General features: G+C 70.5%; 12 protein-coding genes. 5 read left to right on the plus strand and 7 right to left on the minus strand.

What is annotated here, in order from left to right:
- Nucleotides 1-26: 26 nt before the first annotated feature.
- Nucleotides 27-650 carry an ABC transporter ATP-binding protein gene (locus ACIA3K_RS06475; RefSeq protein ID WP_355049939.1) on the plus strand — a complete coding sequence of 208 codons (624 nt, stop codon included), beginning with the start codon at nucleotides 27-29 and terminating at the stop codon, nucleotides 648-650.
- Nucleotides 647-2,077, plus strand: a complete 1,431-nt coding sequence (locus ACIA3K_RS06480; protein ID WP_396799521.1) for a DUF6297 family protein — start codon at nucleotides 647-649, stop codon at nucleotides 2,075-2,077. The genes ACIA3K_RS06475 and ACIA3K_RS06480 overlap by 4 nt, the downstream gene beginning before the upstream one ends.
- Nucleotides 2,078-2,089: 12 nt before the next feature.
- On the opposite strand, the gene ACIA3K_RS06485 is transcribed toward ACIA3K_RS06480, so the two are convergent.
- The 6 genes from ACIA3K_RS06485 to ACIA3K_RS06510 form a co-directional block, all read right to left on the minus strand.
- Entirely contained in the window at nucleotides 2,090-3,121 is a 1,032-nt protein-coding gene (locus tag ACIA3K_RS06485) for a poly(3-hydroxybutyrate) depolymerase (RefSeq protein WP_396799522.1), read from the minus strand.
- Nucleotides 3,122-3,338: 217 nt separating this feature from the next.
- Nucleotides 3,339-5,057, minus strand: coding sequence for an AIPR family protein (locus ACIA3K_RS06490; RefSeq protein ID WP_396799523.1), 1,719 nt, complete (start codon nucleotides 5,055-5,057; stop codon nucleotides 3,339-3,341).
- Between the two features lie 21 nt (nucleotides 5,058-5,078).
- Entirely contained in the window at nucleotides 5,079-8,051 is a 2,973-nt protein-coding gene (locus tag ACIA3K_RS06495) for an ATP-binding protein (protein WP_396799524.1), read from the minus strand.
- A gap of 242 nt (nucleotides 8,052-8,293) precedes the next feature.
- On the minus strand, nucleotides 8,294-8,974 hold the full coding sequence (locus tag ACIA3K_RS06500; protein ID WP_396799525.1) for a hypothetical protein: 681 nt from the start codon (nucleotides 8,972-8,974) through the stop codon (nucleotides 8,294-8,296).
- Between the two features lie 208 nt (nucleotides 8,975-9,182).
- Nucleotides 9,183-9,785: an MBL fold metallo-hydrolase gene (locus tag ACIA3K_RS06505; protein ID WP_396799526.1), complete on the minus strand. Its 603-nt coding sequence runs from the start codon at nucleotides 9,783-9,785 to the stop codon at nucleotides 9,183-9,185.
- Nucleotides 9,786-9,833: 48 nt separating this feature from the next.
- On the minus strand, nucleotides 9,834-10,439 hold the full coding sequence (locus tag ACIA3K_RS06510; protein ID WP_396799527.1) for a hypothetical protein: 606 nt from the start codon (nucleotides 10,437-10,439) through the stop codon (nucleotides 9,834-9,836).
- A gap of 164 nt (nucleotides 10,440-10,603) precedes the next feature.
- On the opposite strand from ACIA3K_RS06510, the gene ACIA3K_RS06515 reads away from it, so the two are divergent.
- The 3 genes from ACIA3K_RS06515 to ACIA3K_RS06525 all read left to right on the plus strand — a co-directional run bounded on the left by ACIA3K_RS06515 (nucleotide 10,604) and on the right by ACIA3K_RS06525 (nucleotide 13,062).
- Nucleotides 10,604-11,704 carry a DUF5919 domain-containing protein gene (locus ACIA3K_RS06515; RefSeq protein ID WP_396799528.1) on the plus strand — a complete coding sequence of 367 codons (1,101 nt, stop codon included), beginning with the start codon at nucleotides 10,604-10,606 and terminating at the stop codon, nucleotides 11,702-11,704.
- A 74-nt stretch (nucleotides 11,705-11,778) separates the two neighbouring features.
- On the plus strand, nucleotides 11,779-12,654 hold the full coding sequence (locus ACIA3K_RS06520; protein ID WP_396799529.1) for a pentapeptide repeat-containing protein: 876 nt from the start codon (nucleotides 11,779-11,781) through the stop codon (nucleotides 12,652-12,654).
- Nucleotides 12,655-12,819: 165 nt separating this feature from the next.
- The gene (locus tag ACIA3K_RS06525) at nucleotides 12,820-13,062 is read left to right on the plus strand and encodes a preprotein translocase YidC (protein ID WP_357121644.1); all 243 of its coding nucleotides are present in this window, start codon (nucleotides 12,820-12,822) and stop codon (nucleotides 13,060-13,062) included.
- On the opposite strand, the gene rnhA is transcribed toward ACIA3K_RS06525, so the two are convergent.
- Nucleotides 13,059-13,523 (minus strand): ribonuclease HI, encoded by a 465-nt coding sequence (gene rnhA / locus ACIA3K_RS06530; protein WP_396799530.1) that lies wholly within the window; start codon nucleotides 13,521-13,523, stop codon nucleotides 13,059-13,061. The genes ACIA3K_RS06525 and rnhA overlap by 4 nt on opposite strands.
- Nucleotides 13,524-13,526: the final 3 nt, after the last annotated feature.

The following is a 13,526-nucleotide window of genomic DNA, read 5'->3' on the forward strand; positions in this document are numbered from 1 at the left end:
TCGGTGGCGTCGGTCTGGGAGAGTGTGTGACCGTGGACGCTCTCTCGGTGCGGGGACTCAGCCGCAACTTCGGCAACCTGGTCGTGCTCGACGATGTGACCTTCACGCTGCCGCCGGGCCGGATCGCGGTGGTGCTGGGGCCCAACGGCAGCGGCAAGACCACTCTGCTGCGCTGCGTGGTGGGCGCCGACCGGCCGGACGCGGGCGAGGTGCGGGTGCACGGGTACCGGGCCGACGAGACCGACCCACAGGTGCGCTCACTGGTGGCCGCCGCCCTGGACGACATCGACTTCTTCCCCGACCTGTCCGTGGTCGAGCACCTGGAGCTGGTCGCGTACGCCCACGGGGGCAACGCCGAGCCGGTCGAGGAGGTCCTCACCGAGCTGGGCCTGGAACCGGCCCGTGATCAACTCCCGGTCACCCTGTCCAGCGGGCAGCGCCGCCGGCTCGCGCTGGCGTCCTGCTTCGTCCGGCCGCGTCGGGTGCTGATCCTCGACGAGCCGGAGCAGCGCCTCGACGTCGCCGGACGGCAGTGGCTCGCCGACCGGCTGCGGCGCGAACGCGACGCCGGCACCACCGTGCTGATGGCCTCGCACGACCCGGAGCTGATCGACGCGGTCGTGGACGAGCGGATCGAGATCGGCCGGTGACGGCCGCGCCGACCACGATCGCCGAAGCGCCCGCCGGGCTGCCCACGGCCCGACAGGTCCGTACGCACCTGCGCCGCGCCCGCCGCCGCCACCACGAGCACTCGCTCGGCGATGTGCTTGGCGACGCCTACGTCATGGTCCTGTTCGTGGGCATGTACGGCTGGTTCGCGATCAGCGCCAGCCGCAACATGCTGGACTCCCCCACGGTGGGGCAGGCCGAGCCGGGGGTGCGGTGGTGGCTGGCCCTCGCCGCGCTGCTCGCCGGCGCCGGGCTCGTCTGGCGCGGCCTGCGCGCGTTCGGCCCGCTGCTGGTCACCCCGGCCACGCAGAGCTGGGTGACCAGCGCGCCGATCGATCGGCGGGCCTGGCTGGCACCGCGCCTCGCGGTCCTGCTGACGGGCGCGGCGGTGGGCACGGCCGCGCTCGGCGTGGCCGTGGCGGCGCTCGGCGGTGTCAGCGATCCGGCCACCCTGGGCTGGGCGGCCGCCGCCGGCGCGGGATGGGGCGCCGCCACGCTGGCGCTCAGCGTCGTCGCCCAGGGCAGCCGGGCGGGACGGCGGTGGCCGGCCCTGGCCGGCGCGGTCCCGATGGTGGCCGCGGCCGTCATCACCGCCGTCGTGGTGCTCACCGGCCGCCTCGGCGAGGGACTGCCCCGGCCGTCGTCGACGCCGACCATCGCGCTGGTCGCCGTCGCCGTGCCGCTCGCGGTCGTCGCCACGGTGTTGGCGGTACGCGCGCTGCCCCTCGTCGACCGGGCCACCCTGACCACCGGCGCGCAGTTCGCCAACGCCGCCGCCACGGCCACGATCCTGCTCGACCCGAGCCTGCTGACCGGCCTGGTGGAGAGCCGTCGTTGGCGGCGGGTCGGCCGGGTCCGCAGCAGCCGATTCCTGCCCGGTCCGGGCTGGTGGGCGTTGCTCCAGGCGGACGTCCGACGACTGCGCCGGCACCCCAGCGCCCTGCTGATCTGGGCGGGTCTCGTCGGTGTCCAGTACGCGGCCGCGCTCGCCCTGCCCGGCCTGGCCGGGGCCGCGCAGGTGGTGCTCGCGTACCTCGCCGTCGACCGGCTGACCGGCGGGCTGCGCGCGGTCAGCCGGTCAGCCGGGCTGCGGCGTGCGCTCGGCGGTAGCGACGCCCTCCTGCGCGGCGTCCACGTGGTGGTGCCGGCGATCGGCGCGGGCCTGTGGTGGCTGCTGACCCTGCCGAGCCTGCCCAGCGTCGACGCGGGCCCGACCTGGCTCGCGCCGACGCTGGTGCTCGGGGTGGTGGCCGCCGCCTTCCGGGCCGGCACCCGCCCGGCGATCGACTACGGCGGCGCGACGGTCAACACGCCGTTCGGAATGGTCCCGGTCGACCTGCTGCGGCAGGGCTCCCGGGGGCCGGCGCTGCTCGCGGTGGTCGTCCTGCTCCAGCTGTTCCTGGGCTGAGGGCCGTCGCCGTCAGCCGTCCAGGCGGCGGACCATGTTCATGATCGTTTCGAGCTGGGCGCCGCCCTTGATCGGGAAGTTGGTCGCGCCCAGGTAGCCCCACCAGTCCCAGCAGCCGTTGGGGTTGCTCAGCGCCGTACCCGCCTGCGGATAGAGCACGACCAGGTTGTTGGTGTCCGCGTACTGGTTGAGGTTGGCCCGGTCGACGAACGCCGTGCCCACCGACCCGGCCCCCTGCACACAGCCGTGCAGCGCGACCAGCAGCCGGCACGACTGGCCGGCCGCGCACGCCGACGGGACGTACGCGTAGCCGTTGGCGTCCATGCTCAACCCGTTGGCCCAGCCGTTGACGGCGAACGTGTTCTGGTCGAAGCGCACGAGCGTGCCGCCCAGCGTTCCCGTGTTGCGCGCGTTGACTCCGCCGAGCAGTTTGCGCAGCAGGGCGTTCTGCGGGTCGGTGCCGCAGTCGTTGAGGTAGGGCGACGCGGTCGCCGTACATCCCAGCGTGCCGTACGGGGTTACCCACGCGTGACCGGCGGCCGAGCCGCTGTCGTACTGCACGCTGGCACCGAAGCGCTGGTAGTAGCGGACCAGGTCGTCGGTGACGGACTTCTCGACGGCGGTGTCGTTGTTGCCGTGGAACACGTACACCGGGTCACCGGAGAGGTTGCCGACCGGGTCGACCCAGCCGTACGACGCCCAGGTGCGGGTGTACGTCTCCAGCGCCGACACGTTCGTCGGGTAGATGTTGTCACCGCAGCCGTAGAGCGCCTGGGCGACGGTGTTCTGGGAGCAGTAGTAGGGGCCGGCGGCGAAGACGGCCGCGCCCCGGATCCGGGACGAGTAGGCGACGTGCAGCTGGGTGGCCATGTAGCCACCGGAGGACACCCCGGCCACGTACACCCCGGAGATGTTGTAGGTGCCCAGCGAACCGGACACCGGCGGCGTGGTGGCGGGGGTGGCGGCCTGGGCGGGGGCCGCGACGGTCAGGATCAGCAGCAGGACGGCGGTCAGGGCGGTGGCGGCTCTGCGCGGTGTGGTCATGGACGCTCTCCTCGGCAGCGCCGGCGGGGGCGTCGACGCGCGCCGAAGCTACCGTGACGTGGACCACACCCGACATGAGCCCGACCGACACGCTTGTCGATGCCATTGTGTGCGCCGCCCACCCACGAGAGTCGTGGTGACGCGCCTGCCGAGGTCCCATCCGGACCCTGTCGAGCTGCCCCGAAAATGGGGCTTCAGCGGTCACGAGTCGCGGCTGTCATCCCCCTAACACCGCCGCTCGGACGGCGTCGGCGAACCGGCGGTTGCGGACCATCTGCCCGAGAGGTACCCCACTTCGCTGTTCGACGTCGATGATGCGGCCGAGCGTGGGCAGGAGTTTAAGGACAGCCTGCTCGGAGGCACCGGGATCCCACAGCAGATCGAGCAGCCGCCGACACTGCTCGCTGGCGCGCCGGGGATTGGTGGTGAGGCGCTCTGTCCCGAGAACCTGCCACCGCAGCGCCGCCATCAGGTGATACCGCGCGGGTCGGAGCGTGGTCCGGATCCGCCTGGTACGCAGCAGCCACTCCAGGCGGTAGTGTGCGGCCGCCGCCGCGTAGTACGCGTCCGGGAGATGGTCCTCTTGGAACAGAGCACCGCGATGACGCTGGGTCAGCTCGCGGTAGTGACCGGCCGCCGCCGGTTCGCCGAGGAACATCGCGGCGTAGGCGCGGGTAAGTTGGGCTCGGTTGACCACCCGCGTCTTCTCCACCTCGTTGCGGGCTGCGTACTGCTTGGAGCGGCGCTCGTACCACAGTCGATGCGCCGCCGGTTGCGCCGCGAACCAGTCCTCCAGCCGTCGATGGAAATCCTCCCGCGTCGACAGCTCCTCCTCGCTGACCGCAGTTTGCCGGTTGGTCGCGGCGATGATGCCGGCGATGACCTTCTCGTCCTCGCTGTGGACGATGCGCACGCTGACCTGCACGTCGTCGGTGAGTCGGTCCCGTTCGTCGAACAACACGTGACAGGTCTGGCAGCCGTTGACCACTTGGAAATCCCGGATGTGCACCTCGTCGCCAACCACGTTGAGTCCTCGGGTGACGATCGTGACGCCATTGTTCAGGACGGCGAAGCGACGGTGCTGAAGTGGATCTCTGATCGCGTCCCGGATCTGGCCGTTGACCCCGTTGTAGCCCTGGAAGTCCCGTACGTTCTCGTGGAACAGAGCCTTGCGAATGTTGCCGGCCGGATCGGTCAGCACCTGGGACACGAGTTCGCGGGCTGGCAGCAGGCCGAACAGTGACTGGACCACGCCGGGCATGGTCGGCGGTGAGAGCTTCTTGAGCATTTCGAAGGTGGCCGGCACCGCCTGAGTGGCGCGCTTGTACAACTCACGCAGTTCGTCTCGGGTCACACAGCGCACGTCGACCACGTCGAATCGGCCGGAGCGCATGAGCCCTCGCTCCGCCGATGCCGCCTTCTTGCGGAGCAGGTCCGCCACCTGTCCACCGGTGGTGACATACCGGACGTGCAACTTGGGCCGCCCGCCGGAAAACTTCGCGATGTTCGCGTAGACCGCCCGGAGGCACCCTCGGAGATTCTCCACATCGGGGGATGCCGGGTACGGCAGGTCAGCCTTGTCGACGACGTGCGCGAGGTTGTCTGCCAGGTCGGCTATGACCTTCGATTCGAACTTGGGGCTGGTCTTCGCCTGCACGACGATGATTTGTACGTCCAACTGACGTGCCTGTTCGGTCGCCGCCCGGACGTCCGCCTCGTCGTGGAGCAGATCACCGTTCACCAGAATGCCGAACACGTCGATGCCGAGGTCATTGCCGCCACCCATCCGGAAAGCGTCAGGGGTGAAGTCGCTTTCGTAGAACGAGCTGAGCACGCAGAAGCCCGCGAAGGCCTCGAACGCCTCGTCCGGTGGCAACCCAACAAGGTCGTGGTCGGTCTGGAACTGCCGAACCAGGCTGTTGATGACGATGTCCATGCTGTTCCCCTTGCAAGTCTGTCAACTCCGGGCGCGGACCAGTACCTCTTCCACGGTGAGTGCGCTCGTCGGGTGGTGGCTGAGGCACATCGGTGTTGCCAGCTTCTGGAAGCCAAGTCCTTCACCCACGGCGTAGAACTGCCCGGCGGTCAGCCGGGAGATGTCCAGGACCGCGCTCGCCTTGGCCTGCGCCACCTCCCTCGCCGCCGCGATCTGGATGGGGCTGTTGAGGAAGCCGAAGAACTGGGTGGCGGCGTTGCCGACGATCCGGTTGTGGATGCCCTTGGGCGCCTGCGTCGCGAAGATCAGGCCGAGGCCGTACTTACGGGCCTGACTGGCCAGAGCGAGCGTGCTCTCCGTGCAGGCCGTCAGCGCGCCCGAAGGCGCGAGCGTCTGCGCCTCGTCCATCACGAAGAGGCCTCCGAGTGGGCGATCACCGGCGGGATGCTGCTTGATCCACGCGAACAACGCCATCTGCAACTGGTTCACGAAGCCCTGCCGCTGCTCGTTGTTGGGCAGCCCGACGAGGCTGATCACCGAGATCCGCGCGCGTTTGCCGGCCGACGGGGTCAGCAGGATGCCCGGGTCCAGGGGCACGCCGGCTCCGCCGAACAGCGGATCGAGGATCATCGCGGCCTTGAGGGTCTCGGCCATGTCGTGGGCCAGCTCACCGGCACGCGTCAGCGTGGTCGCGGTGTCGGGCAGGTCCGCGAGCATCGCGACGAAGTCGCGAAGACCGGTGCCCCCGGTGCGCGCGAAGTACCCCAGCGCCTCGCGCAGCACCGCCCGTCCACGATCCATCTTCGCGGTCTTGCCGCCCATGCGCGCCCGCGGCGCGAGCCCGGCCACCGCCGTGTCCAGGGCGAGCGCGAGTTCGTCAGGCTCGTCGAGCACGGCGGCGAAGTCCGGCAACGGCTGCAGACTCAGCGGACGACCAGCCTCACGACGAGGGGTCCACACCACCACGTCCGTGCTCGCGAGGTAAGCCGCTGCCCTCTCGGCGTCTCCCGGCTGCCACGACGACGGGGCTTCCGGCCACGGATCACCGAGCCGCGCCAGGTCGTTGTTGGGATCGAGCACAATCGTGGAGACCCCCTGCAGGGCACACTCCTCGATCAAGCGCCGGATCAGCACGGTCTTACCCGATCCCGAACCGGCGAAGATGGCCGTGTGCTTGCGCAACGACTCCAACGGCACCCGGACCTCCGCGCCGGTCTCGACCACCGTTCCGAGAAACAGACCGGCGCCGCCGTTGGTCTCCGAACGCCGTACCCCGCCGGACGGATCGTGGGTCGCCGCCGTCCGGCGGGGATCGCCGCCGTCGCCCACCTCGCTCGGTGACGGTCCGGCTGGATCCGGACGATCCGATGGGCCGGTGGGCCGCCCAGGGCCGCAAGGTCGCGCAGCCGTAGTGCCCGGCGGCGCACCGAAGACCGTCCGAAAGAGCGTGGTGTTCCCGGCGGGGCGGCCCAGTCGCAGCCAGTCATCGAGTGCCGGATCGTTCTCGTCGAGCAGGACGGCCAGCCCGGCGAAGGTGCGCAGGTCGTCGATAGACACCCCAGTGATCAACCCGCCCGCGGCCTGGAACTCGTGCAACAGACGTCGAGTGACCGGCCCCTTGGGCCAGAGGCTGTTACGCAGTAGTACCGCACGCCTCTTGCTGATGCGAGGATCCAGTCTGACGAGCTGTCGGAGCCGCTCGATTCGTGCCTGCACGGCTCGGTGGTGAGTGTGTGACAGCGCACGAAATGACCAGTGCGCCTCATCCTCGGTCTCCTCGTCGAGACTCTCCCGGAGCCAGGCGTGCATCGATGGGTTGCCGTCCTCGCCGAGCACGACCTTGTATCGCCCGTGCAGATCTCCCTGCTCGACCGTCCATGCCCGCAAACCGGCTCCGAGAAGGCGGGGCATGTCGATGTCCTCGCGGGCCGGATCCATGACATGGTCGACGTCGAGCGATTCGCGCAGCTCAGCAAACCTCCTTTGCACGGACTCGATGTCCTGCGGCCGAGCGGCCGGCTCCGGATCTGGCGGCGCGACCTGTTGGTCCAACTCGTGCAGGGGTTCGACATTCTCGGTCATGAGGCAGACGCGTAGGTGCTCGTCCACCCGCTCGAGCAGGGATCGCGGTGTGTAGTCGGGAGCGGCGGCGAAGGCCGCCGGCAGCACCGGCCAGGTCGGGTACGGCGGCGTGAATCCGACGGACTCGAACAACGGGCCGAAGCGTGCGGCAACCAACTCCGTTCCGACATCCGGGGACGGCAGGCGACTCAGCCGTGTCTCCCGCCGAAACCGGTCACGTACGGAGTCGAGCGTGTGGTTACTGATCAGTTGCCAGGAGGTCGGCAGGCACGCCACCACCGTCACCGTGCGACGCAGTGCTTCTCGCAACTGCATCAGTCCATGCCCGAGATCCTCGGCGACAGCCACAGACTCCGTTGGCGCGGCTTCGGGCTGGCTGTGATCGACAACGGAGGTGCGGGCCTGGGCGATGACAGTGTCGATCTGATCGACCGCGAGCATGCTGGCACCGGTAGTCGCCAGTAGCCGCGAGACCTCCTCGGCAATTTCCTGTGCCGTCTTTGTCCGACTTGTCAGACCCCAGCGGGCATGTTCGCCGGGGTCTTCATCGGGGATGGACGTCAGGAACGCCTCGCCCAGATCCTGAATCGCGTCGTCCGTGGCGGCCAGCAGCACCAGCGCTCGCACCGTGTACCGGCACTCGCGCCCCAGGTCGGGCTCCGCCCGTCGCAGGGCGGTCACGAAGGCGTCGAGCGCGTTCGTGGTCAACTCCTGTCGACCACGAACCTGGTCGCGTAGCTCCCGTCCCACGCCGGCGCGCTCACACAGCCGGTCGAGAAGCACCTCCAACTGCGTATGTCGGTAGGAGCCGGAACGTCGCAGACCGCGCAGAAGCGTCTGCACGACGTTGGGCCAGAAGGCCCTGCCATCGGAGATGCCGAGGAGAAAGAAATAGCCGCCGCCGCGTTGCACCTGCTCACGTGCCCAACGCAGAAGGTGGGTCTTGCCGGCGCCGTGCTGCCCTTCGAGGACCAGCCCGAGCGGGCTACGTCCGGTGCTGGTGACCGCTTCTCCGTACGCCCGCAGGAGGGCAGCCCCGGCCTCGCCGTTGAGCGCGTCGATGTGGATGTCCAGCGGGGACCAGACGTCCTCCTGGGTGGGTGCCCAGTCCAGCCGCCGCAACTCCAGCAGGGCTTGCCGCTGGGTCTCGTCGATCATGACTGGTCGATTGTGATGAGGTGCTTGTCTTCACCACCGATGACGACCGCCGCGTCCCGGACTGCCTGCGTCAGCGCCTTACGATTGGGATCCGGCTCGAGCTGGATCTCCCGACGCCGATCCATCGTCCGGAGCACACGATCGAGATCGTCGCGGGCCACATCCTCCAGGCTCCGACGCAGGCGCGCCAGGCTGACCAGGCTGCCGGGCGTCTCGGCCAAACGCAGGTACGCCTCCCGTACCCGATCCTCGATCCCGTCCGGCTCGCCCGCCACCCGGTCGTCTCCCACCAGGGCAGGCTGCCCGTCCACGTCGGTGGTGCCCGGCGGGCCGACGTACAGGTCAGCCAGCTGCAGATTGTGGGCCGTGAGAAGGCGGTTCAGGTGCGTCAGCGTCCCGTAGTGCAGCAACCAGGCGGACGAGACCCGATCGGGCGCGGCCGAGCCAAGCTCGTGGCGAGCACGTTCCCAACCCTTCTCGGTCAACTCGTGAATGATCGTGCCGCGCAATCCCTTACGCCAGGCGATGAACCCGGCTTCTTCGAGTTCCTGCCGGACGCTTTTCTCGATCCGCATGCGGAACTGCTCGTACAAGTCCGGATTGGACGCTTCCGAGACGTGGGTCATCAGCGCCACGAGCGCCTGCCGAGCTGACGTGCCGAGAGGATTGGTCGACATGAGGCAATTCTCCGGTTGTGTGCGAGGGGGCACGGACGACGGCATGCCTCAGGGACCGGTCGTGGATGGGGAGACCACGCCGCCGAGAAGAGCATCATTGCGGCAGGGTTGAATGAGCGCGAGCCCGCAAAGGCACCTGAAAGGCGTGAAGCGCTGTCGTATTCCGGACTTTCGATCAAGACTGAAAGACATTGATTCCGCGCGTCGCTCAGGCGGTGTCGCCCGGTGCGAGGTGGCGGTAGCCAGGGACGGTCTCGGCGAACCAGCCGGCCACGCTTGCCAGGCCACGGTCGTTGAGCTGCGCGTCGTGGATGGGGTACGCGGCCTCGGCGCCCACCGCGCGGGCGAAGCGGATCGCCTCGTCGAGGCGGAGCCACGACCCCTGGGCGGGCACGAGCAGGGTGCGCACCGGCTCGTCCGGCACGTGCACCGAGTCGCCCGGGTGGTAGAGCCCGTCACCGACCAGGTAGCCGAGGTTGGGACAGTCGGGCTGACCGTCGTGGATCACGGCGTGCCGGCCGCCGTGGGCGCTCACCGGGATGCCGGCGGCGGTGAAGCGCTGCCCCGGACGTACCCGGGTGACCGGCAGCGGGGCGAGGTCGGGCAGCCGGGCCCCCTCGGGGGCGTACACCGGCACGCCGAGTCCGGCCAGCCGCAGCACGTCCACGTGGTCGGTGTGCTCGTGAGTGATCAGGACGGCGTCCGCGCCGACCAGCGCGCGCGGTTCGCTCCAGGTGCCCGGGTCGAGCACCAGCACCCCGCCGTCGTGCTCGACGCGGACGCAGGAGTGCGTGAACCGGGTGATCCGCATCCGGTGACGGTATCGTCGCCTTCGCCCGGGAGTTGGCCGTCGACGGCGTCACCGTCGTCCCGGTGACATGCGGACGATGTAGAGGAACTGCGCTCCGAACGCCGCGAGCGCGACCGCCACCCCGGCGACGACCATCAGCCAGTGCCAGTCCCCGACCATGCCGAGCACCAGAGCGACGGCCGACCCGACCAGGGCCGCGTTGACCGCGCCGACGAGCGCGGCCGTGGTGAGCAGGAACTCCCAGCGCCCGGGCCGGGTGCCCACCAGCATCCGGGCCGCGTCCGCGTCGTCCTCGGACGCCACCGCGTCGACGAAGAAGTCGTGTTCGCTGGCGAGACGGTGATGGTAGTAGGCGCGGATGCGCTGGATCCGCCTCATGTCCAGCGAGTTCTCCACGGTGGTCTCGACCAGCCGCAGGAAGGTCAGGATCCCGATGATCACCAGGATCGGCAGCACCGCGCCCAGGTAGGGCCGGACCACCTGGTCGTTGCCGGCGGCGAAGCCGAGGCCGATCAGGGCCGCCGACAGCACGGACAGGAAGATGGTGGCACGGCCGGTGGCCTCGTCGATGGTGCCGGCGCGGGACGTCTGCAGGGCGTAGTGCTCGGTGTTGAGGACGCTCAACAGCGCCTTCTCGCGTTCCGCGTCGTCCACACCGTCACCGTCCGCGCTCGCCCGACTCCGATACCGTCAATCTACGAGTGACACAGCGGGCCCGGCCGACGAAACCGCCGTTTGCGAACGGGACAGCGAGCGGCAAAGCCGGCACGTATCCTCCGCATCTCGGTGGGCATGGGCCACGGACGGAAGGGGACCGGATGCCCGAGTGGGCGGGTCGGGGCGACAGTGGCGGCCGGCAGCGACGCGCCTTCGTCGTCGGTGGGGCGCTGCTCGGCGTCGCGGTCGTGATGCTGCTGGCCGCCTGGCGCAGCAGCGGATTCCTCAGCGACCTGCTGCTCAACATCGGCTCCAGCGTGGTCCTCGCCGCCATCTCGTACGTCATCTTCGACCCGCTGTTCGAGGAGGCCCGCCGGGCGCGGGTGCAGGAGCACCTGAGCTTCGACCAACACGCGTTCGTGGCCCGGCTGCACCGCTGCGCACGCCGGGTACGCATCCTGGACACCTGGACGATCCTGCTGGAGGACACCCACCGGGAGGAGACGTTGCGGGCGGTGCGGACGGCCCTCGCGAACGGCGCCCAGGTACAGTTGCTCCTGCTCGACCCGGACTGCACGGCCGCCCAGCAGCGCTCGGAGGAGTTGGAGAGGCAGCGGGTGGACGTGCCGCGCCAGATCCGTACCAACCTGCGGCACCTGGCGCTGTTCCAGGACACCCTGGACGCCCGGTTGCGGCGCCGGTTGCAGGTTCGCCTGTACGACGCGTCCCCGTCGATCCAGCTCTACCAGTGGGACAGCCGGGCGCTGATCTCGTTCTTCCCGATCGGGAAGCTGTCGTTCAACGTGCCGCAACTCGAGGTCGACATGGACAGCCCCTGGGGTGGGTTCGTGCACGCGCGTTTCGAGGAGCTGTGGGAGCACGAGCAGGCAACCGTCAACTTGGAGCGGTACTGGTCGGTCACGGTGACGCTGCGCCACGACGACTCCGACGTGGTCACCATGCAGGTGCCCTACGTCAGCGTCGACGGGCAGCACTACGTCGACTGCGGCGGCGTCCAGGTGAACGGTCCGCTGACCGTGCGGGCCGTGCTGCCACCGCGTGCCGCAGGTGGCACTCCAGCGATGTTCGCGCTGGCGGAACCCGTCGAGGAGGACCCCACCCCGGCCGCCACCGTGCGCCGGCACTTCGATCAGAAGTACGGCGACGGCCAGCGGGAGATCCACCGGCTGGTGCCGCCACCGGGCGGTCCGCGTACCCCCGATCCTCGCTCCGCGGCGGCCAGCGACGCGCACGGACGGTGACCCCCGGGCCGGGCGGTGGCGACGGCCCCCGGGACAATGGGGTCGCCGCCCCGATCGCCAGGAGGACCGTTTCCGTGTCGACGCACCTCGCCCAGCCGTCGGGGTCGGCGCGTCTCGCCGCCGACTGCGCGCGCTGCTTCGGGTTGTGCTGCGTGGTGCCGGCCTTCGCCGCGTCGGCCGACTTCGCCATCGACAAGCCGGCCGGGCGGGCCTGCCCGAACCTGCGCCCGGACCACCGCTGCGGCATCCACACGGAGCTGCGGGAGCGCGGATTCGCGGGCTGCACCGTCTTCGACTGCTTCGGCGCGGGGCAGCAGGTCGCGCAGGTCACCTTCGGTGGGCGGGACTGGCGGGACGCTCCGGAGACCCTGCCGGCGATGGCCGAGGCCTTCCGGGTGCTGCGCCCGTTGCACGAACTGCTCTGGTATCTCACCGAGGCGCTGTCGCTGGACCCCTCGGCCGGGCTACGCGCCGAGCTGGACCGCGCCCGCGTCGAGATCACCGGGCTCGCCGAGGGCGATCCGACCGGCCTGCGCGTCGTGGACGTCGACGCGCACCGGGCCCGGGTCAACCCGCTGCTGTCGCTGGCCAGCGAGGCGGCGCGCGCTCCCGGAGGCCTCGACCGCCGGGGCGCCCAGCTCCTCGGCGTGGACCTGCGCCGGACGGACCTGCGCCGGGCCAACCTGCGCGGCGCGCTGCTGATCGGCGCCGACCTTCGCGGCGTGGACCTCGGCCTGGCCGACGTCACGGGTGCGGACCTGCGCGGGGCCGACCTGCGCGGCGCGGACCTGCGGACGACGCTGTTCCTGCACCAGGCGCAGCTCGACGCCGCGCGCGGTGACGCGCGTACGGCCCTGCCGGCGACGCTGACCCGGCCGCCGCACTGGACGGCGCTCGCGCTCACCCCGGTGCGCGCCCCCGCCGCGAGCCGCCGTGGGCGGCGACGCTGACGACGGTACGAGGTCCGCGTCCACCGGCTGATCCCCGCGCCGACCGAGCGCCCCGTCGCCGACAACCCCGGTCGCCGAGCCGGCGGCTGCCGGCGGACGAGGTTTCGTGGGTGACGCGCCGGGTAGCCACCGCCGACGCGGACCGGCACCGACGGGAGGCACGGCGTGGGCTACCGAAAGCGTGACGGTGAGCTGCCGGGCGACCCGCAGCACAGCGAGGACGAGGCCGGCCAGGTGCCGTTGGTGCAGGTCGAGACGGACACCGAGGTCCCCGCGCCGGCCGACACCGACGAGCGGCCGGACATCGTGACCGAGGGCGACAATTCAGGTGTCGCCGGGGGCTCGTCGGGCAGCAGCGGCGGCGGGTCGAGCATGCCGGGGCACCCCGACGCGACCCGCCGGGGTTAGCGGCTCGCCAGCGCCGCACGCGCCTCGGTCATGCCCTTGTTGGCCAGACCGTCCGCGCGCTCGTTCTCCGGGTGACCGTTGTGCCCCTTGACCCACAGCCAGGTGACCTCGTGGCGCTCGCAGGCCGCCTCCAACCGCTGCCACAGGTCGGCGTTCTTCACCGGTTGCTTCGCGGCGGTACGCCAGCCGTTGCGCTTCCACGACGCCAGCCAGCTCGTGATGCCGTTGCGCACGTACGTGCTGTCGGTGTGCAACTCGACGGTGACCGGCCGGTTCAGGCTCTCCAACGCCTGGATGGCCGCCATCAGCTCCATCCGGTTGTTGGTCGTCGGCGTGGCCTCGCCCCCGCACAACTCGCGCTCGTGGTCGCCGTAGCGCAGCAGCGCCCCCCAGCCGCCCGGCCCGGGGTTGCCGCTGCACGCCCCGTCGGTCCAGATCTGCACGCCCCTGCCCTCCGCCATGGC

Source organism: Micromonospora sp. NPDC051543 (genome assembly GCF_044454415.1).
Lineage (GTDB): Bacteria > Actinomycetota > Actinomycetes > Mycobacteriales > Micromonosporaceae > Micromonospora.